General features: G+C 70.9%; 19 protein-coding genes. 7 read left to right on the top strand and 12 right to left on the bottom strand.

What is annotated here, in order from left to right:
• Together ACQPY4_RS28585 and ACQPY4_RS28580 are read left to right on the top strand one after the other, a co-directional pair.
• Complete coding sequence (locus tag ACQPY4_RS28585; RefSeq protein WP_433325956.1) at window positions 1-831, top strand: helix-turn-helix domain-containing protein; 831 nt, start codon at window positions 1-3, stop codon at window positions 829-831.
• Window positions 828-1037, top strand: a complete 210-nt coding sequence (locus ACQPY4_RS28580; protein WP_433325954.1) for a DUF397 domain-containing protein — start codon at window positions 828-830, stop codon at window positions 1035-1037. The genes ACQPY4_RS28585 and ACQPY4_RS28580 overlap by 4 nt, the downstream gene beginning before the upstream one ends.
• On the opposite strand, the gene ACQPY4_RS28575 is transcribed toward ACQPY4_RS28580, so the two are convergent.
• From ACQPY4_RS28575 to ACQPY4_RS28560, 4 genes are all read right to left on the bottom strand, one after another.
• A complete protein-coding gene (locus tag ACQPY4_RS28575; RefSeq protein WP_433325952.1) occupies window positions 1038-1943 on the bottom strand; it encodes a DMT family transporter in 906 nt (301 codons plus the stop codon). It abuts the gene before it with no gap.
• Window positions 1944-1969: 26 nt separating this feature from the next.
• Complete coding sequence (locus ACQPY4_RS28570; protein ID WP_433325950.1) at window positions 1970-2695, bottom strand: 2OG-Fe dioxygenase family protein; 726 nt, start codon at window positions 2693-2695, stop codon at window positions 1970-1972.
• A gap of 192 nt (window positions 2696-2887) precedes the next feature.
• Window positions 2888-4090: an ArgE/DapE family deacylase gene (locus ACQPY4_RS28565; RefSeq protein WP_433325948.1), complete on the bottom strand. Its 1203-nt coding sequence runs from the start codon at window positions 4088-4090 to the stop codon at window positions 2888-2890.
• Entirely contained in the window at window positions 4090-5037 is a 948-nt protein-coding gene (locus ACQPY4_RS28560) for a methionyl-tRNA formyltransferase (RefSeq protein WP_433325946.1), read from the bottom strand. Before ACQPY4_RS28560 ends, ACQPY4_RS28565 begins: the two co-directional genes overlap by 1 nt.
• Before the next feature lie 148 nt (window positions 5038-5185).
• Here ACQPY4_RS28560 and ACQPY4_RS28555 point away from each other — a divergent pair, with 148 nt between their 5' ends.
• Window positions 5186-6490 carry a lysine N(6)-hydroxylase/L-ornithine N(5)-oxygenase family protein gene (locus ACQPY4_RS28555; protein WP_433325945.1) on the top strand — a complete coding sequence of 435 codons (1305 nt, stop codon included), beginning with the start codon at window positions 5186-5188 and terminating at the stop codon, window positions 6488-6490.
• Window positions 6491-6513: 23 nt separating this feature from the next.
• On the opposite strand, the gene ACQPY4_RS28550 is transcribed toward ACQPY4_RS28555, so the two are convergent.
• The 3 genes from ACQPY4_RS28550 to ACQPY4_RS28540 are packed head-to-tail and all read right to left on the bottom strand — an operon-like array spanning window position 6514 to window position 9494.
• Window positions 6514-7356 (bottom strand): ABC transporter ATP-binding protein, encoded by an 843-nt coding sequence (locus ACQPY4_RS28550; RefSeq protein ID WP_433325944.1) that lies wholly within the window; start codon window positions 7354-7356, stop codon window positions 6514-6516.
• Window positions 7353-8420, bottom strand: coding sequence for a FecCD family ABC transporter permease (locus ACQPY4_RS28545; RefSeq protein WP_433325943.1), 1068 nt, complete (start codon window positions 8418-8420; stop codon window positions 7353-7355). Before ACQPY4_RS28545 ends, ACQPY4_RS28550 begins: the two co-directional genes overlap by 4 nt.
• A 3-nt stretch (window positions 8421-8423) precedes the next feature.
• On the bottom strand, window positions 8424-9494 hold the full coding sequence (locus ACQPY4_RS28540) for a FecCD family ABC transporter permease (RefSeq protein WP_433325940.1): 1071 nt from the start codon (window positions 9492-9494) through the stop codon (window positions 8424-8426).
• A gap of 147 nt (window positions 9495-9641) precedes the next feature.
• Between ACQPY4_RS28540 and ACQPY4_RS28535 the strand changes: the two genes are divergently transcribed.
• Together ACQPY4_RS28535 and ACQPY4_RS28530 are read left to right on the top strand one after the other, a co-directional pair.
• On the top strand, window positions 9642-10676 hold the full coding sequence (locus ACQPY4_RS28535) for an iron-siderophore ABC transporter substrate-binding protein (RefSeq protein WP_433325938.1): 1035 nt from the start codon (window positions 9642-9644) through the stop codon (window positions 10674-10676).
• Between the two features lie 59 nt (window positions 10677-10735).
• A complete protein-coding gene (locus ACQPY4_RS28530) occupies window positions 10736-11290 on the top strand; it encodes a dihydrofolate reductase family protein (protein ID WP_433325936.1) in 555 nt (184 codons plus the stop codon).
• Here the strand turns inward: ACQPY4_RS28530 and ACQPY4_RS28525 are convergent.
• A complete protein-coding gene (locus tag ACQPY4_RS28525) occupies window positions 11287-12495 on the bottom strand; it encodes an MFS transporter (protein ID WP_433325934.1) in 1209 nt (402 codons plus the stop codon). The two genes, ACQPY4_RS28530 and ACQPY4_RS28525, sit on opposite strands and share 4 nt — an antisense overlap.
• Before the next feature lie 121 nt (window positions 12496-12616).
• On the opposite strand from ACQPY4_RS28525, the gene ACQPY4_RS28520 reads away from it, so the two are divergent.
• Window positions 12617-13543, top strand: coding sequence for a LysR family transcriptional regulator (locus ACQPY4_RS28520; RefSeq protein WP_433325932.1), 927 nt, complete (start codon window positions 12617-12619; stop codon window positions 13541-13543).
• A 237-nt stretch (window positions 13544-13780) separates the two neighbouring features.
• Complete coding sequence (locus ACQPY4_RS28515; RefSeq protein WP_433325930.1) at window positions 13781-14413, top strand: hypothetical protein; 633 nt, start codon at window positions 13781-13783, stop codon at window positions 14411-14413.
• 68 nt (window positions 14414-14481) lie between these two features.
• Here the strand turns inward: ACQPY4_RS28515 and ACQPY4_RS28510 are convergent, their stop codons facing one another.
• The 4 genes from ACQPY4_RS28510 to ACQPY4_RS28495 form a co-directional block, all read right to left on the bottom strand.
• Window positions 14482-15423, bottom strand: coding sequence for an AurF N-oxygenase family protein (locus tag ACQPY4_RS28510; protein ID WP_433325928.1), 942 nt, complete (start codon window positions 15421-15423; stop codon window positions 14482-14484).
• A gap of 123 nt (window positions 15424-15546) precedes the next feature.
• Window positions 15547-17292: an ABC transporter ATP-binding protein gene (locus ACQPY4_RS28505; RefSeq protein ID WP_433325926.1), complete on the bottom strand. Its 1746-nt coding sequence runs from the start codon at window positions 17290-17292 to the stop codon at window positions 15547-15549.
• Window positions 17289-18956 (bottom strand): ABC transporter ATP-binding protein, encoded by a 1668-nt coding sequence (locus tag ACQPY4_RS28500; RefSeq protein ID WP_433325924.1) that lies wholly within the window; start codon window positions 18954-18956, stop codon window positions 17289-17291. Before ACQPY4_RS28500 ends, ACQPY4_RS28505 begins: the two co-directional genes overlap by 4 nt.
• Entirely contained in the window at window positions 18953-19660 is a 708-nt protein-coding gene (locus ACQPY4_RS28495) for a hypothetical protein (RefSeq protein WP_433325922.1), read from the bottom strand. Before ACQPY4_RS28495 ends, ACQPY4_RS28500 begins: the two co-directional genes overlap by 4 nt.
• Window positions 19661-19678 lie beyond the last annotated feature (18 nt).

The raw sequence follows: 19678 nt of genomic DNA, 5'->3' as shown, positions 1-19678 counted from the left end.
ATGGTGCCGCGTCGTCCCCGAGATCCCGGCGTCGCACAATCGCCGATTGAATACTTTGGCGTTGAGCTACGTGCCTGTCGTGAACGGTTCGGGCTGACGCGTCCGCAACTGGCGGAGAGGCTTGGATACACGCCTCAGTGGATCGGGCAGATCGAGGCGGGGAAGAGCGGCCCCTCGGAGGATTTTGCGAAGGACTGCGACACCTTCTTTGATGCGAAGGGGACATTTCACCGAATGTGGGGGTGGATTCAACGGCTTGGCAAGCTGCAAATTCTTCCCCCTGGTTTCGCTGAGTTCCTGAAGCGTGAGGTCGATGCCACCAGCATTCACAAGTTCGAGGCCATGGCGGTGACCGGTCTCTTCCAGACCCGCGAGTACGCGTACGAACTGCTCAAAGCGGGGCGGACGGAGGAGGAGATCCAGGAACTCGTCTCGACACGACTGGCCCGCCAGGAGATCCTTGAAAGGGACGATCCGTGCCATGTTGTCGTCGTCTTCGACGAGGGAGCCATCCGGCGGCCGATCGGAGGTAGCGAGGTCATGCGCGGTCAGGTTCAACACCTGATCCACCTGGCCGAACGCAGGAGCGTGACGTTGCAGATCGTCCCAACCGCCAGAGGTGCCTACGCGGGCCTTCCTGGTGCCTTCACGATCTTGGGCTTCGACCACGGATCTGATGTCGCCTATGTCGAAGGTCACTTGGGCGGGCAGCTTGTCGAGCGCGGCGACGTCGTTCGCGCGTATGCGCTACGTTTCGACGTGATCCGAGGTGCGGCATTGCCCACCGATGAGTCTCTGAAGCTGCTTCATAAGATATTGGAGGCGCTATGACCAGGGCAGAACTGTCGGGCGTGCGTTGGCGTAAGAGCAGCCACAGCACCGACACCGGTGGCGATTGTGTAGAGGTCGCGAGCATCGCTCCCGAGGTCGCGTTCCGTGATTCCAAGGACGCTGACGGGCCTAGTCTGGTGTTCGCTGCGGCTGAGCTTGGGGTGTTTCTGCGGCGGGTCAAGACCGGAGAGTTGGACCTGGGCTGATCAGGGTCTTCTTGCGTAGGTGAGGGCGGCTGTTATCAGGGTGCAGCCGACCAACTGGGTGGGGGACGGGCGTTCCTCCAGGGTTATGGCGGCCAGGAGTAGGGCTGCTACCGGTTGGAAGAGGAGAAGCAGGGCTGTGAGCACTACTGGTTGGCGGGGTAGGGCGTAGCCGACCAGGAGCCAGCCTGCCACCTGGGCGCTGAGGGCGAGGATGACCAGCCAGGCGTGGTTGGGCCAGGTGGGGACGAGGTCGACGCCACCGGTGAGGGTGCCCGCGATGATGGCTACGGGGGCTGCGGCGGCGGTGGCGTGGGCCAGGGGTGTGAAGAGGTGGCCCGTGCTGGCTGTGCCGTGGCGGTAGACCAGGAGGAACGCCGCGTAGGTGATGGAGGTCAGGGCTCCCAGGGCTACGCCCAGGAGGGGGCGGGCGCCGTAGGCGTTGGTGTCGAAGGCGCCTGAGAGCAGGACTACGCCGCCGAAGGCTATGGGGGTCGCTGCCAGGAGGCGGGGGGCGGGGCGTTCTTTGAGGAACCACCAGGCGGCCAGGGCCAGGACGAAGACCTGGAGGTTGCCCAGGACGGTGGCCAGGCCCGCGCCGACGTAGCCGATGACGTGGTGGAGCAGGATCAGGTCGACGGCCAGCAGGGCCCCGGCCGCCCAGGCCATGGTGCGGGCCTGGGCGGGGTAGGGGCCGTGGCGGCGGCGTTCGGAGACGGCCAGGGCCGCCAGGACGGGGAGCGCGTAGACGAACCGGAAGGTGGCGGCCGTGGCCGGGAGGGTCTCCGCGAGGCGGACGAGCGTCGCCGACGCGGCGAGCAGCGCTCCGCCGAGGACGGCGGCCACGGTCACGCGCCAGCGCGGGGTGGTGCGGACCGGTGTGACCGGTGGGAGGGTCTTGACGCTCACCGGTGCCCCCTGTTCATTCGGTGGGCCTACCTCCTGCAGACTCCATGGACGGAGTTCCGGGTAAAGCTGACGACGAAGGCGTCGCGGTGCCCTTCGGGCGCGGTTCCGAGGAGCGATATCGGGGTGGCGTCGTGCATTGTGCGGCGGTCGTCGTTGATGAGGAAGTCGCCCGGCTCGGATAGGAGCAGGGTGCGGATGGGGCCGCCGGACGAGTCGTAGACGGTGTTGGTCGCGCCGGTGATCGACGCGCGCCTTACCAAAAGCACCATATTGTAATCGGCGCCATCGCGGTGTTTTCCTTCGGGAGTTGGCAGTCCCGGTGCTTTCTTTCGGGCGAGAGTGCGATTCTGGAAACATTGGGCGAGCCAATTCGAGGGCCCGTGCAGGGCGTCGAGTATGGCGGTGCTCCAGGCGAGGACGCGGTGCAGCGCGTCGTTGGCCGAGGTTCCCGGTTCGAACGCGTCGAAGTGCCGGACGACGCCGCCGTTGAGGGCGTTGATGTCGGCGGACTGGTAGAACTCGCGGTGCGGGAGGAGGGCCGCGCGGCCGGAGGCGCAGGTGAATTCGGAGTATCGCCGCTGCCGGTAGGTGCCGCCGTCCGCCATGTATCTGTCCTGGGGTAGTCGGTTCCAGGTGGCCCCGAGATCTTGCCAGGGTCGTGACTGTGTGAAGTCGAGTCCTAGCTCTGTGTTGAGGTTACCGGTGATGTGCCCGTCTTCGTGGAGCTTTCGGGCAAGGTCGGTGGCCTTCATGGGAGATCGAGGCTCCTGGAGTCTGTGGGCAGGCGGGGGCATTCCGTCACAGACCGTACTTTCGCGATGGCCGTGAGACAGCGAAAGGGGCCGATCACGGTCAGGAGCTTGACAGAATGCTGTCAGCGGAATTGATCTCCGACGTGCGAAGGCGCCCGGGCCGGACGGCTCGGGCGCCTTCGTGAATTCCGGTCAGGCTCTTCGGCAGTGGGTTTGGGCGAGGGTGGTCAGGGTAGACCTCGCTGTTTCGACCTCGTCCAGCGGGACGTATTCGTCCGGGCCGTGGGCGACCTCGATGTCGCCCGGGCCGTACTGGACGGTGGGGACGCCCAGCGCGGTCATCAGGCGCAGGTCGCTGCCGAACGGCGCGCCCCAGACCGAGGGTGTGGCGCCGGTGGTCCGAAGGTGCGCCTCGGCCACGTGTCTTTCCAGGTCGCCCTCGTTTCTGGCGGCCGCGTACTGGCCGCCCCACCACTCGATCTCGACCGGGTGCTCGGCCAGCCAGGGGTCCCGCACCCCGGCCACCGCTTCCTCCAGGGCTCGGCGGGTCTGGGCCGGTGACTCGCCCAGGGCCACGCCGACGCGTCCCTCGGCCACCAGGTCGCCCGGCACCGACGACGACCAGTCGCCCGCCCGGACGGTCCCGATCTCGATCGCGTAGGGCAGCGGCCAGCGGTCCATGAGCGGGTCGACGTCGGTGTTGCGGGTTCCTTCCAGCTCGCGCAGGGCCTGGAAGACCGGCCAGAACTTCTCGACCGCGCTCACGCCCCTTTCGCGGCGGGCCGCGTGGGCTGCCCGGCCGGGAATGGTGAGGCGGAAGGTGAGGGCTCCGGCGTTGGCGGGCACGACGTCCAGCCCCGTGGGTTCGGGGATGACGCACGCGTCGGCCCGCCATCCCCGGTCGAGCAGGGCGTGGGTGCCGAGGCCGCCGTCCTCCTCACCCGGGACGCACGCGAGCAGCACGTCCCCGCGCAACCGTGTCTCGCGCAGGGCGCGCAGGGCGAACAGGGCGGCGACCAGGCCGCCCTTCATGTCGCACGAGCCGCGGCCGTAGAGGCGGCCGTCCACGACCTCACCGCCATACGGGTCCGCGGACCAGGCGGTGAGGTCGCCCGGCGGGACGACGTCGACATGGGCGTTGAACATGAGCGAGGGACCCTCGCCCGTGCCGGGCAGGCGGGCGACCAGGCCCCATGCCTGGTCGCGCTCGACCTCCATGCCGGGGAAGCCGGGCCTGGCGGCGAGCTCCTTGACCGGGATCCGCCACAGGTCGACCTCGAAGCCGTCCTCGCGCAGCAGCCCGGCCAGGAAGTGCTGGATCTCGGACTCGGCGGCGGAGCCCCCGGCGCTCGGGATCCGGACGAGCTCGGCCAGCAGTTCGGTCGCCTCGTCCATCAGGGACGGGAGGTGAGGTAGCCGCCCATTTTCCGGAAGTATTCGGTGGCGGGAAGGTCGGTGCCGTCTTCGGTGCGGACGCGCTCGATCACCAGGCCGCGGCTGCGCCCGCGGCGGGCCTCGCTGCCGGCGACGATGACGACGCCGTCGCCCTCGCGGATGAAGACGCGTCCGGGCGTCCCGCCGTAGCAGCCCTCGGACACCGACGCCTTCAGCACGCGGACGCGCTCGCCCTTGTAGAAGGTGTAGGCGTTCGGGTACGGGTCGGACTGGGCGCGGACGAACAGGTCGAGGTCTTCGGCCGTCCAGGTCCAGTCGATGTTGCTGTCTTCGGGGGCGCGCTTGTGGAAGAAGCTGGCCTTGGAGCGGTCCTGCTTGGTGAAGTCGGTGCGGCCGGACGCGATGAGGTCGAGCGACTCGGTCACGATGGGGCCGATGAGGTCGACCGTGGCGTGGAACAGGTCGGTCGCGGTGGAGCGGGGGCCGACGGGCACCGCGCGCTGCAGGACGATGTCGCCCGCGTCGAGCGTCTCGTCCATCATGTGGGCGGTGACGCCGACCTCCTTCTCCCCGTTGATGAGCGCCCAGATGATGGGGGAGAAGCCCGCGTAGGCGGGCAGGAGCGAGTCGTGGACGTTGAGGGTGCCGTGCCGCGGCAGGGTGAAGATCTCCGGCGGGATCCAGGTGCGCCAGTTGTTGGCGACCAGCAGGTCGGGGTCGGCCTCCTTGAGCTTGGCGATCAGCTCCTCGTCGTCCGGCCGGTTGCGCAGCAGGACCGGGACGCCGTGCTCGGCCGCCAGGTCGGCCACCGAGTCGCTCCAGATCTTCTCGTAGGCGTGGTCGCTCTTGGGGTGGGTGACCACCAGGACGACCTCGTGCTCGGAGTCCAGGAGCGCCTGGAGTGTGCGGTGCCCCCAGGTCTGGTAGCCGAACATCACGACCCGCATGGTGTCTCCTTGTCGGGGGGAACGGGAAAGGTTAGGCTCACCTTCATTAGGTGAGCCTAACCTAATCGTAACGTGAGATCATGGGAGGCTGCGGACCCCGCCGCGCCGCCTCCACGCACGAAGAGTCCGCCTCCTGGAAAGGCCCCCGATGTCCCCCTCGGAGAAGCATGTCCACGACCTCGTCGGCATCGGCTTCGGACCCTCGAACCTCGCCCTGGCGATCGCGCTGCGCGAGCACGGCGAGCCGATCGACGCGATCTTCTTCGAAAAGCAGCCGGCCTTCGGATGGCACCGGGGGATGCTGCTGGAGGGCACGACCATGCAGGTCTCCTTCCTGAAAGACCTGGTCACCATGCGGAACCCGGCCAGCGAGTTCGGCTTCCTCAGCTATCTGCGCGAACGGGGACGGCTGGTCGACTTCATCAACCACAAAACCATGTTCCCCTCGCGGATGGAATTCCACGACTACCTCGAATGGGCGGCGGCCTCCTTCACCGACGAGGTCGAGTACGGCTCGGAGGTCGTCGCGGTCACGCCGGTGACGGTGGACGGCGCGGTCGAGTACTTCGACGTCGTCGTCCGGCAGGGCGGCTGCTCGGACGAGCTGGTCACGCGGCGCGCCCGCAACCTGGTCGTCGCCGTCGGGCTTGAGCCGGTGCTTCCCAAGGGCGTGATGAGCGGCGAGCGCGTCTGGCACAGCGAGGAGTACCTCGACCGGCTCTCGGAGCTGAAGGCCGAGCCGCGCCGCGTGGTCGTGGTCGGCGCCGGGCAGAGCGCCGCCGAGGTCACCGACCATCTGCACACGACGTTCCCGGCCACCGAGGTCTGCGCCGTCTTCACCAAGTACGGCTACACCCCGGCCGACGACAGCTCCTTCGCCAACCGCATCTTCGACCCCGAGGCGGTCGAGCACTTCTACACCTCCCCCGACAACGTGAAGGGGATGCTGAAGGACTACCACGCCTCGACGAACTACTCCGTCGTCGACCTGGACCTGATCGACGAGCTCTACCGGCGCCACTACCAGGAGAAGGTGCGCGGCGTTGAGCGGCTGCGCATCATGAACGCCTCGCGGCTTGCCGAGGTGGCCCACGGCGACGACCGCGTGCGCGCCACCGTGGAGTTCCTCCCGACGGGCGAGCGCACCGTGCTGGAGACCGACGTCATCGTCTACGCGACCGGCTACCGTCCCGGCGACCCGCTGACGCTGCTGGGCGAGGCGGGCGAGCACTGCCACCGGCTGCCCGGCGGCGGGCTGCGCATCGAGCGCGACTACCGGGTCGCCACCACCGACGAGGTGCGCTGCGGCATCTACGTGCAGGGCGCCACCGAGCACTCGCACGGCATCACCTCGACCCTGCTGTCCAACACCGCCGTCCGCGCCGGGGAGATCGTCGAGTCGATCGCCGCCCGCCTGCGCGCCGGGCGCACCTCCTACGCGCTGTCCCGCTGACGGGCCGATCGGCCGCCGCCCTCTCAGTGGTGGCGGCCGATCGGGATGATCAGGGGGGTGCCGCTGACCGGGTCGGAGGTGACCTGGCAGCGCATCCCGAACACGTCGTCGACCAGGTCGGCGTCGATGACCTCGGACGGATGCCCCTCGGCGGCGATCCGTCCCTCCTTCATCACCACGACGTGGTCGGCGTAGCGGCACGCCTGGTTGAGGTCGTGCAGCACCATGACGACCGTGCGGCCCTCGTCGCGGTTGAGGTCGACCACCAGGTCCAGGACGTCGATCTGGTGCGCCAGGTCGAGGAACGTCGTGGGCTCGTCCAGCAGCAGGATCGGGGTGCCCTGGGCGACGGCCATCGCGATCCACGCGCGCTGCCGCTGGCCGCCCGACAGCTCGTCCAGCGGACGGTCGGCGTGCTCCAGCATCGCGGTGGCGCGGAGCGCCTCGGTCACCGCCTCCTCGTCGGACGAGGACCACTGGCGCCACCACGTCTGGTGCGGGGCGCGTCCCTGGCCGACCAGGTCGTGCACGGTCAGGCCCTCGGGCGCCACCGGCGACTGCGGCAGGATGCCCAGGTGCTGCGCGACCTGCCGGGTCGGCATGGAGTGGATCGAGCGGCCGTCCAGATGGACGGTGCCGCCGCGCGGCGCCAGCAGCCGGGCGAGCGCGCGCAGCAGCGTCGACTTGCCGCAGGCGTTCGCGCCGATGATGACGCTGATCTTCCCGGGCGGGACGGCGAGGTCGAGCCCGTCGACGACGACGCGGTCGTCGTAGGCCAGGCGCAGCCCCTCGGCCCTCAGCTCGGGGGCGGGTGGCGCCTCGGTGGCCGACGGGCCGGACAGCGACTTGGTCGTCACGGTTCTCATCCTCCAGTACCGGCCTGGTTGGCCCGGGCTAGCTGCCACAGCAGGAAGGGCGCGCCGAGCACTCCGGTCACGACGCCGACGGGAAGGATCATGTCGTCCATCAGCCGCTGGCTGAGCAGATCGCTGATCAGGACGATCGTGGCGCCGGTGAGGGCGGCGGCGGTGACCGGCGGCGCGGGCGTGCGGGCCAGCCGCTGGGCGATCTGCGGGGCGGCCAGCGCCACGAACAGGATCGGGCCCGCGGCCGAGGTGGCGAACGCGGCCAGCGCCGAGCCCGCCAGCAGCAGCACCAGCCGGACGCGCTGCACGGGCGTGCCGAGGCCCGCCGCCACCTCGTCGCCGAGCTGCATGGTGCGCTGGAGACGTCCCAGCAGGACGAGCAGCGGCAGCAGCACCAGCAGGGCGATCGCGAGCGGCCGCGCCTGGTTCCAGCCCCGGTCGTTGAGGTTGCCGACCAGCCAGCCCAGGATCTTCTGCGCCTCCATCATCTTGGACCTGCTGAGCAGGTAGTAGATGACGCTGACGCACATCCAGTTGACGCCGATGCCCACGAGCACGATGCGGTAGCCGGTGGTGCCGCGGTTCCAGGCGAGCAGGTAGACCGCCAGCCCGGCCCCCAGGGCTCCGACCAGGCCGAGCGTCTGCGAGCTCAGGCCGCCGAGCGCGCCGACCGTGACGCCCGCGGCGACGGCCGCGCCCGCGCCCTGGGTGATGCCCAGCATGTCGGGGCTCGCCAGGGGGTTGCGCGTCACGCCCTGGAAGACGGCTCCGGACGCGCCGAACGCGGCCCCCGTGAGCAGCGCGACCATCGCGCGGGGCAGGCGCAGCTCGCGCACGGCGAAGAGCGTGACGGTGTCGCCGCTGCCCCACAGGGCCGGGACGACGTCCGACACGGGGATCGCCAGGTCGCCGCTCCCCAACGCCACGGTCAGGCAGAAGACCAGGAAGGTGATCAGGGCGAGGACGAGCCAGACCAGGATCAGCCGGGGGCGGACGACGCCCGAGACGGCGCCGAGCCGGAACGAGGCGCGTCCCGGGGCGCGCGCGATGTGAGCGGCGGGCATCGCCTAGAGCTCCGCGAGCTTGCGGCGGCGGACCAGGGCGATGAAGAAGGGCGCTCCGAGGAACGCCGCGATCAGCGACACGTCGATCTCCTGGGGACGCGCGACGACGCGGCCGAGAATGTCGGCGGCCAGCAGCACGCTGGGCGCGAGCAGCATCGAGCCGGGCAGCAGCCAGCGGTGGTCGGGGCCGGTGATCATCCGGACCAGATGGGGAACGACCAGCCCGACGAACAGCAGCGGGCCGGTGACGGCGACGGTGGCGCCGGTGAGCAGGGTGATGGCCAGCGCGGCGCGCATCCTGACCCGTCCCACGCGCCGGCCGAGCCCGGCGGCCACGTCGTCGCCGAGCGCCAGGCTGTTGAGCGAGGTCGCGGTGCTGAGCGCGAGCACGGCGCCCGCGACCAGGAAGGGCAGCACCTGGACGATGGTCGTGGCGTCGTGCCCGGTGAGCGAGCCCGACGACCAGTAGCGGTAGCGGTCCAGCGCCTGCGGGTCGGTCAGCGCGATGCCGCTGGTCAGCGAGTCGAGCAGGTAGGTGACCGCGACCCCGGCCAGCGCGAGCTTGACCGGCGAGGCGCCGCCCCGGCCCCGGCTGCCGAGCACGAAGACCACCACGGCTGCGGCCAGCGCCCCGGCGAAGGCGAACCAGATCGAGCTGAGCAGCCCGGACAGGCCGAGCAGCCCGGCGGCGGTGACGGTGCCGAAGGCCGCGCCCGCGCTGACGCCCAGCAGCCCGGGGTCGGCGAGCGGGTTGCGCGTCACGCCCTGCATGACCGCGCCCGCCAGGCCGAGCGCCGCCCCGGCCAGCACGGCCATGATGGTGCGGAACGTCCGGGTGCCGGTGACGATCGCCTCGGCCTCGGCGTCGACGCTGTGATGACCCGGGTCGATCAGGGCGCGGACGACGACGTCCAGGGGGATGGCCCGCGAGCCGACGGCCAGCGAGAGCAGGCACAGGAACAGCAGGATCACGGCCGTGGCCACGAGGAACAGCGGGCGCCTCGACCCGCGCGGCGCGGGACGTGCCGCGGGCTTGGGTGCGCCCCGGACGGGCGCTGCGGTCTGACGTGTCACGGATTTCCGATCTGGCTGCGGTTAGGCAAGGCATACCTCACCCCGAAAGGCCGTGCAACTCCGGGGCGGCGTTGAAGATAGGTAAGGCTTACCTTAGTATCACGAGGCCGTTTGTGTCTCTTTTCTCCCGAGCTTCAGAGGAAGTCCATGTTTCGTCCCTTCACGTCCACCTCGGGTGCCCGCAAAGCGCTCACCGCGATCGCGGCCCTGACGTTCGGCGCGGCCGTCCTGGCCGGTTGTGGCTCGGACGACTCCGCGTCCACGACCTCGCCCGGCGCCGGATCCGGGACGGCGGGCGCGGCCTTCCCGGTGACCGTCGAGCACACCTTCGGCAGCACCACCGTCAAGAAGAAGCCGGAGCGGATCGTCACCATCGGGCTCAGCGACCACGAGCCCGTCCTCGCGCTCGGCCACAAGCCCGTGGGCGTCATCGACTGGTTCACGCGCAAGCCGTTCACCGACTGGCCCTGGGTCAAGGCCGCCTGGGGCGGCACCGAGCCGGTCGTCCTCGGCGAACGCGAGGAGGGCCTGAAGTTCGAGAAGCTGCTCTCGCTCAAGCCCGACCTGATCTTCGCCATGTACGCGGGCATCACCAAGGAGAACTACGCCAAGCTCTCCAAGGTCGCGCCCGTCGTCGCGATGCCCAAGGGCTTCGACCCGTATGCCGCGCCGTGGCAGGAGTACACCAAGCTCGCCGGGCGCGCCCTGGGCCAGGACGCCAAGGCCGCCGAGCTCATCAAGGGCATCGACGCCAAGTTCGCCAAGGTCCGCCAGGACAACCCGCAGTGGCAGGGCAAGACCGCCGTCGCCGCCGACACCTTCAAGCCGGGCGCCTACTCGGCGTTCCAGAAGTCCGACCCGAAGTCGGCGTTCCTGACCCAGCTGGGGTTCACGGTCCCCGAGAAGATCAACAAGGACGCGGGCAAGCTGAACGTCTCCGAGTTCGGCTCCGAGGGGCTGGACGTCCTGGACGTCGACCGGCTGGTCTGGCTGACCATGGGCAAGGAGCCGCAACAGCGGATCAAGAACGACAAGGTCTACCAGCAGCTCAAGGTCCACAAGGAGGGCCGCGACCACTTCTTCACCTACGAGAACCCGCCGATCGGCGCCGCGCTGTCGTTCTACACGGTGCTGAGCATCCCCTACGCCATCGAGCAGGCGGTGCCGCTGATCAAGAAGTAGGCCGGTGAGTTTCCGCGTCCTCGCGAGTCGGTACTTCCAGACGAAGCGAAGGAGGCCGGATGCGTGAGCTGATGGTGGACATGTTCGGCACCGTCGACGCCTACGGGGGCGGCGGGCCGAGATCGGCCCCGTATTGGGGCTATGGCGGCCCGGGCCTGTTCGATTGGATGCACGCGCAGCTCGCCGAGGACCACGTCATGGTCATGGGCGCGAACTCCTACCGGCAGATGGCGGAGATCGTCGCCGGCGACGACGACCCGACGTTCCCCCGGATGGCCGAGCTTCCCAAGCTCGTGTTCTCCAAGACGCTCGAACCGCCGCTGAGCTGGGCGAACACCACCGTCGTCGCCGAGCCGGCCGAGACGGCGGTGCCCGCGCTCAAGGCCGGGGACGGGCCGCCGATGCGCACCGTCGGCAGCCCGTCCCTGGTCCGCTCGCTCTTCCGGCTCGGGCTGGTCGACCGCGTCCGGGTCATGGTCTTCCCGATGATCCACGGGGCGGAGGGCGAGCGGCCCCTCTTCGCCGAGCTGCCCGCCGTCGACCTGGACCTCGCGGGCACGCGCGTGATCGACGAGCGTCTCGTCCTGCTCGACTATCGCGTCCGGCGCGACTAGCCCGGGGGCGCGGGTGCCGGCAGGTGGGCCCGCTTCGGCAGCAGGAGAGGGGTGGCCAGCAGCAGGACGCCGGAGACGGCGATCGCGGCGCGCGGGCCCGTGAACGTCGCGAGCACGCCCCAGACCACCATGAAGGCGGCCTGGGCGAGCCTGCTGCTGATGCTCCACGCGCTGATGACCTGCGCGGCGCGATCGGCCGGAGTGCGCAGCAGGCGCTCCGTCGCGCCGACGGGGTTGAAGACGCCCATGCTGGCGATCACCAGGGTCTCGACGACGATCACCACGAGCAGCCCGGGGATGCCCGGGCCGGTGAGCGCGAGCCCGAGCGGGAAGATCGAGCGCAACCAGCCGGAGGCCGTCAGGACCCGGGGCCGTCCGTGGCGGGCGACCAGGCGCGCCGACAACCGGGCCCCGGCGAAGCCGCCGAGCGCCGGGACGCCGAAGGCCAGCCCGTACTGCCAGGCCGGGAGCTCGTACCGTCCCAGCAGAAGGACGGCCAGGAGCGGACCGGTGGCCATGATCAGGCCGTTGACCGCCATCGCGTTCAGGAACAGGCGCCGCAGGACGCGGTCGTGCAGGATGTGCCGCCAGCCGCTCAGCAGGTCGGTCGAGCGCGGGCGCGGCGTCGCCGTGTCACCGCCGCCGACGCGCAGGACCGCCAGAGCCGAGAGCAGGTAGCCGACGGCGTTGGCCGCGACCGTGACGACCGGGCCGACCAGGCCGACGAGCGCGCCGCCGAGCGGCGGACCGGCCGCCGTCGCCAGCCAGTTCGTCCCCTCGAACCTCCCGTTGGCGACCAGGAGGCGGTCGGCGTCGACGAGGTACTTCAGGTACGCGCCGGACGCCGCGGCGAAGGCGATGCCCGCCGTCCCGGAAACGACCGACACGACCAGCAACTGGCCGAAGGACAGCAGGCCGAGCGCGTACGCGGCCGGAACGCTCGCCATGGCGACGAAGCGGACCAGGTCCATCGCGACCATCACGGGACGCTTGGCCCGGCGCTCGACCCACGGCCCGAGCGGCACCGCGGCGAACGCGGCGACCGCGAGGCCCGCCGCCTCCAGGAGCGAGACGGCGAACGCCGACGCGTGCAGCTCCCGGATCGCCAGGAACGGGAACGCCCCGAAGGCGATCCAGGTGCCGTAGGTGCTGAGGGCGTGGGCCGTCCACAGCCACCCGAAGGCGGGCCCCAATCTCACACGCACCTGGCTCCTCGCGACAACCGATGGTTGGGAGCCCGCATCACACCAGCCCGCGTGAAAGGCGATCAAACAACCGCCTCCCGGCGAGCCACAACGACCGGTTGTGCACGCCTAGGATGCGCCGATGGACACCGAGGCACTGCGATCGTTCGTCCGGGCGGCCGAGCTCGGGCAGCTGCAACACGCGGCCGGCGAGCTGGGCGTGACGCAGCAGGCGGTCTCCAAGCGGATCGCCGCCCTGGAGCGCGAGCTGGAGGTCCGCCTGTTCACCCGCACCGCCCGAGGAGTCGAGCTGACCCTCGACGGCCAGGCGTTCCTTCCGCACGCGCGCGGCATCGTCGCGGGCGTCGAGCGCGCCGTCACCGCGGTCAGGCCGGGCTCCCGGGCGCTCCGGATCGACGTGCTCGGCCTGCGCAGCGCGCAGGCCGTCGTCCTGCACGAGTACTGGCGCGCGCATCCCGGAACCGACCTCGACGTGGTGACCCTCAAGGTCAGCGACCCGCGGGTGGCGGTCGCCGCCGTCGCGTCGGGCGACGTCGACGCCTCGTTCCGCAGCGTCACCGACCCGGCCGCGCTCCCGCCCGACCTGCGGATGATCCACGCTTTCGACTCACCGGCGGAACTGCTCGTCGGGCCGAGATATCCGCTCGCCTCCGCGCGGACGCTCACGCCCTCACGGCTGCGCGGGCACCGGATCTGGGTGCCGGGAATCGCGCCCCGAAGCGAATGGGCGGACTTCTACGACCAGCTCACCACCGCCTTCGACCTGCGCGTCGACGCGGCGGGCCCGCACTTCGGAGACGAGGTGCTGCTGGACGCCCTCGCGGACTCCGCCGACGTGGCCACCCTCGTCGGCGCGCGCGACCGCTACATCTGGCCGACCAACCACGACCTGCGCCGCATCCCCATCGCGGACCCGGTCCTGGCCTACCCGCTCTCCCTCATCCTCCCCAAGACCAATCCGCATCCGGGGCTCCGGGGGATCATCACCCACCTCGAAAGCCTGCCGAGGCTGTCCGGGACGGTCTGGCGCCCGTCCTGGGCGACGTGAAAGCCGTTCCCAGCAGTCCCGTGACGGGCCCCGCGTGCTGGAAGTCCGGTGACCACGGCCCCGCCGTCGCCGCCGAGGCGGCATGACGCCCCTCGCTCAGCGGTTCATAAAACGCCGCGTCCCCCATGAATCAGAATGCTAGCGCCGAATCAACCCCCCAAGTTCCGGGATACCGCTCGAATTCGAGCGCGGCTTAGTTTCGTGGCGACAGAAAGCCAATCGGAACGGGGATTCAGCATGAGAACCAGACGCCGAAGCCTGGCCGTCGCGTTCGCCGCCGCCTCCACCCTGCTGGTGCCGACGAGCGCGCTGGCGGGACCGGGCCCGTCGGCCGCCCCCCAAGCGGGGCCCGACCGTCACTGCGTCGGCCGCTCGGCCGAGGTCGGCAAGCGGGCCGACAACACCCGGGTGACCTGCTATGACAGCTTCCGCAAGGCGATCCACGCGGCCTCGGGTGGTCTGATCGCCGACGCGCCCGAGAGCGCCAAGGCCGCCGCGACGGACGCGAAGTTCACCGCTCGGGTCAACGGCCTCGCCGCCGCGAAGAAGCGCGCGGGGTCCGCCGGGGCGGCCGCGCAGATCATCCATTCGATCGAGTACGTGCACCACAACCACGGGGGATCCACCTTCACGTGGTGGAACGACTGGGCCTGCGACAGGGAGCCGGACAACGACTTCTGGCACCCGAACATCGCCGAGAAGCACCCGCAATGGGACAACCAGATCTCGTCGTTCAAGACCTACGCCGACTGCGAGGTGAACCATTACGAGCACCCCAACTGGGGCGGTGTCCGCACCGGGCACCAGACCACCCAGAGCTATATCGGGGACGCGATGAACGACCGCTCGACCGAGTTCGAGTGGGCCTAACCACGCGCGACGAATGGCTGGCGGCGCTCTCGGGAGGACCCGTTCTAGCGGGTTCCCGGGGGTGCCGGTCAGTCCTTCCAGAGGCCGAGGAGTTTCCAGACGGGGCGGCTTATCGGGTTCATCAGGCCCACGTCGGCGCAGAGGTCGCGGAGGCCGCTCACGGCTTCCTTGATGGCGTCCTTGGACTCGTCCGAGCCCCAGTAGGCGTTCTTGACGACGTCCTTCGGGATGTCGAAGGCCCTGGCCATGGATGAGGGGGGAGTGAGGATGACGATGGCCATGACCTTGGCGGTCGGGGGGACGGCCAGGCTCAGGGCGAAGCGGGTTGGGGCGGGCATACGGGGGACGTGGTGGCGGATGTACTCGCGGCCGAAGGAGATGTGCCGGGCCTCCTCGGCGACATGGATGGCCATGATCTTGTTGAGCAGGGGATGGCCGGACGAGGCGTCGCGGAGGATGCGGCGCTGCATGTAGTCGATCGGCTCCTCTCCGGCCAGGACGCCGAAGAAGTAGAGGGTCGGGGTGAGAATGCTGAGCGCCTGGACGGCCTCCCCGAACCAGCGCAGGGGGCGCGGCATCCCCTCGACCTCGGTGCCGCTGCGGTTCACGAACTCCTGGAACATCAGGCCGTGATGACCCTCTTCGATCATCTCGTGGTAGACGTACCGGAATTCGGGGGAGCCGTTGGGGAGACGGAGTGCGAAGGCCAGCAGGCCCCGGTTGAGCAGGTTCTCGAACTGCATCCCGACCTTGGCGACGTTGGCCTGGCGATACAGCCCGATGCGGGCTTGGACTCGCGGGGTCTGCGCCAGGTACCAGGGGTCGCGGCTCAGCGGGTCGTGCGCCGGGAGGATCCAGCGCGGGTCCTCCGGATCGACGGCGTACTCGGGGTCGTCCCAGGGAATGTCCTTGTAGGGCTCCCAATGCTTGTTGACCGAAGCCTTCGACAAGCGGGCGAGCGCCTTTTCGTAGGTGATGTCCTCGATTTCGCGTTCACTCACCGACGTCATGGTTTCTCAGCGTAGAAACTGTAATGTCGTCGGTCAATCGGGCATTCTTTTAATGTGGATCAATGGGGATGCTGGCCTGCGGAATCAAGGGCTTACAGGTGATTTGACCACGGGTGGCCAGGATCATGTGCGACCGTCGGACCAGGCTTTCCAGAGGGTGGCGTAGGGGCCGTTCGCATTGATCAGGTCGTGGTGGGCGCCGCTTTCCACGACCTGGCCGCCGTCCAGCACCACGACGCGGTCGGCCGCCGCGGCCTGGGTGAGGCGGTGGGCCACGACCAGGGCGGTGCGGCCCTCGATGGCGGCGAGGGCGGCGGCCTCCAGCGTCCGGGCCCCGGCGCTTCCCGCCTCGGCGGTGGCCTCGTCCAGCACGACGACGGTCGGGTCCGACAGCACGAGCCGCGCCAGTGCCAGCTGCTGGGCCTGGGCCGCGTTCAGGCGGTGCCCGCCCTCTCCGACCACGGTTCGCAGGCCGTCCGGCAGTGCCCTGGCCCAGGCGAGGGCGCCGACCTTGTCCAGCGCGGTCTCCAGGTCGTCGTCGGCGGCGTCCGGGCGGGCCAGGCGCAGGTCGTCGGCGAGGGTGCCGGTGAAGACGTGGACCTCCTGGGTGACGAGGGTGACCGTGCGTCCGCTGAGGGGGGCGCCGCCCATGTCGATCGAGCCGCGGTCCGGCTGGTGGATGCCGGCGATGAGCTTGGCCAGGGTCGTCTTGCCCGCGCCGCTCGCGCCGACGAGCGCGACGTGCTCGCGGGGCGCGATCGTCAGGTCGATGTCACTGAGGACGGGGTGGCCCGGACGGTAGGCGTAGGTGACGTCGGAGATCCGCAGGGACGCGTTCGGCGGTTCCACGTCGGAGGGCGGCTCGACGGCGGTGTCGGCGACGCCGACCAGGCGCGCCAGCCCGGCGGTGGCGGCCTGGGCGTCGTCGGCCAGGCCCAGCGCGATGTTGATCGGGGTGAACAGGTTGTGGAAGTAGAGCGCCGCCGCGCTGGCCGTCCCGATGCTGACGCTCCCGTTGCGCACGAGGAGGAAACCGGTGATCAGGACCGCCGAGAGCCCGAGGAACTCGGCCAGGTTCAGGCGGGAGTAGAAGCGGGTCACCAGCCGGATGCCGCGCACGGCCAGGTCGATCGCCGCGTTGGAGGTGGACGCGACGCGCCCCACGTGGTCGTCGGACAGGCTGAACGACCGGACGGTCGAGGCGCCGCCGACGGTGCCCAGGAGTTGCTGCTGCTGGGAGCCCACCGCGACCCGTTGCGCGGCGTAGAGGGGGACGGCCCGCCGCACGTACCAGCGCAGCGTGTGCGCCTGGACGGGCACGGCGACCAGGGCGACCAGGAGGAACCGCCAGTCGAGGATGGCCAGGGCGACCAGGGTGAGGCCGATGCTCAGCACCGAGCGGGCCAGCGCGGGCAGCGCGTCGCGCAACACCGTGGTGATCACGGTGACGTCGTTGGTGACGCGGGAGGTCAGGTCGCCCGAGCCCGCCCGTTCCACCCGTTCGAGCGGAAGCTGGAGCGCCCGCTCGACGAAGCGCTCGCGCAGCGTGGCCAGCATGCCCTCGCCGAGCCGGGCGACGAGCGTGACGCCGAGCGCGGTCGCCACGCCCTGGACGGCCGCGATGACCACCAGCGCCACCACCGGCGCGGTGATCGCGTCCGCCGGGCGGCGGTCGGCGACCAGGTCGACGATGTGGCCCAGCACCGGGGCGGTGAGCAGGCCGACGGACGTCGCGCCGACCAGGACGGCAAGCCCCCCGATCGCGGTCGCGCGGTGCGGCCGCGCCAGCTCGGCGACGGCCGCCCGGGTGCGCGCGGCGGACGCGGTGGGCAGGAGCTCGCGGCCCTCGGTCATGGTCGTCTCCGTCATGAAAGGACCGTCGCGCGGTAGGTCTCGTGGTCGTGGACGAGGGCGGCGTGGGTGCCCTCGGCGGTCACCGTCCCGTCCTGGACGAACGCGACCCGGTCGGCGGCCGCGAGCAGCGCGGGGCTGGTGGCGACCACGATCGTGGTGCGTCCGGCCCGGCTCTTCTGGAGCCCGGTGGCGATCCTGGCCTCGGTGACCGCGTCCACCGCGGTCGTCGGGTCGTGCAGGACCAGGACGGGGGCGTCGGTCGCCAGGGCGCGGGCCAGCGCGACGCGCTGGCGCTGGCCTCCCGACAGCGAGCGGCCCCGCTCGGTGAGGACGGTCGCGGCCCCTTCGGGGAGGTTGGCCGCGACCTCGTCGGCGGCCGCGGCGTCCATCGCCGGTTCGGGCGGGCCGGGCGCCGCCGCGGTGACGTTGTCCAGCAGCGTCCCCTCGAACAGGTCGGCGTCGTGCTCGGCGACGACCACGGCGCGGCGGACGGCGCCGGGGTCGAGCGAGGGCAGCGGGACGCCGTCCAGTTCGATGACGCCGGATTCGGGGTCGCAGGCCCGTCCCAGCAGCTGGAGCAGGGTGGTCGCGGTGGCGGGGTCGGCGGTGACGACGCCCAGCGTCTCGCCGGGGGCGATGTCGAGCGTCAGGCCGTCCAGCGCTCCGTGCGAGACGTCGCGCAGGCGGACGTGCCCCCGGACGGGCTCGGACGGCGCGTCCCGGCCCCCGGTCACCGCGTGCGGCGAGGCCAGGACCTCGGCGATCCGCACGGCCGACGCGCGTCCCTGGGCCAGCTCGCCGTTGGCCCAGGCGAGGATCGACAGCGGGGTGAGCAGCAGCTGGGCGAGGCCGACGGCGGCGACCAGCTGGCCGATCGAGATGTCGCCCGCGGCGGCCAGGCGCCCGCCCACCAGCGCGACCAGGGCGATGAACGCCCCGGTGAGGATGATCATGGCGCCGTCGTGCCAGGCCTGGGCGGTCGCGGCCCGCAGCGTGGCGGCCAGCGAGTCGCGGCTGGTGCGGCGGTAGCGCTCGACGGCCGTCCGCTCGGCGCCGATGCCCTTCAGCACGCGCAGCCCGGCGATCAGGTCGGCGGCCACGCCCGAAGCGTGGGCGGCGCGCTCCTGCTCGGCGCCGCTGCGCCGCTCCAGCGGCTTGCCGAGGAAGTGCCCGGCCAGCAGCAGCGGGGGGATGCCCAGCAGGACGACCAGCCCGAGCGGCACCGAGACGCTCAGCAGCGCGATGCCGCCGCCGACCAGCCCGGTCAGCGCGGAGATGGACGCCGCCAGCGCGATGTGGACGCCGCCGACGCGCTTGGCGTCGCCCGTCGCGATCGTGACCAGCTCGCCCGGCAGGCGTCCGGTCTCGGCGCCTCCCCGGGGATGCAGCGTCCGCTCGGTCAGGCGGAGCCGCAGGTCGTGCGCCGCCAGCTCCGCCGCGCGGGTGGCGAAGCGGGCGCTGAGGCGGTAGCTGAACGACAGCACCGCGAACACCACGGCCAGGACGGCGATCCAGCGGACCAGCGCGCCCGAGTCGCGCTCGGTGACGGCCTGGTCGATCACCACGCCGATGATGACGGGCACCAGCACCTCGCCCGCCTGGTGGGAGGCCGCCAGCACGGCGCCGCCCGCGAGGTACTTCTTCTGCCCCGTGATGGCGGACGCGAGGACCCCGCTCATCGCAGCACGCAGCAGGTCGGGCACGGGTCGGCCTCGGGCAGCGTCACCCAGAGGCAGCAGGTGCGGCGCTTCAGCGAGGGCAGCTCCATCAGATCCTCGACCGGCCCCCCGACCGCGCGGAGCAGTTCCTCCGCTGCGGCGGCCGGGTCGGAGACGACCATGTCCAGGGGATGGGTCAGCGATTCGGCCACCGATCCCCACAGGCCGCGGCGTCCGGCCCGGGTCAGGTCGTGCAGCGCCTCGATCACCGGGGCGAACAGCCCTTCGAGCAGCGTCTCGCGGATGACGGGCCCGACGGCGCCGGACGCCGACCTGAGCGCGTTCACCCCGACGACCAGCAGCGGCTCCTCGGCGTTGCGCCGGTACACCGTGTTCTCGGCGGTCATCAGGGGGACGGTCCGGTCGACGGCCCAGCCGATCGTGACGGGCAGCGTCGTCCAGTAGGAGAACCGCTTCCACCACAGCGCGGCGGCCACGTGGGAGGGCGCGCTCCAGAGGCGGGCGGACTCCTCGACCATCGCGGCGAGCCGCGTGTAGGGCGCGGCCACGAGCTCGGCGACCGGCGTGCCCTCGGCCAGCAGGCCGGGTGCCACGGCCAGGTCGAGCCCGCTCGCGGCGGCGCCGCGCAGGTGGTCGATGAGCGGTGCGAGCGCCGCCTCGGCGGCGGCCCCGTCGTTGATCACCACTGGGTGAGTCGTCTGCACGGCCCCTCCGCCTCGACT

The organism is Spirillospora sp. CA-294931 (assembly GCF_050946795.1).
Lineage (GTDB): Bacteria > Actinomycetota > Actinomycetes > Streptosporangiales > Streptosporangiaceae > Spirillospora.
Note: the sequence above shows the minus strand (reverse complement) of the source record. Positions and strands in the feature narration are given on the sequence as shown.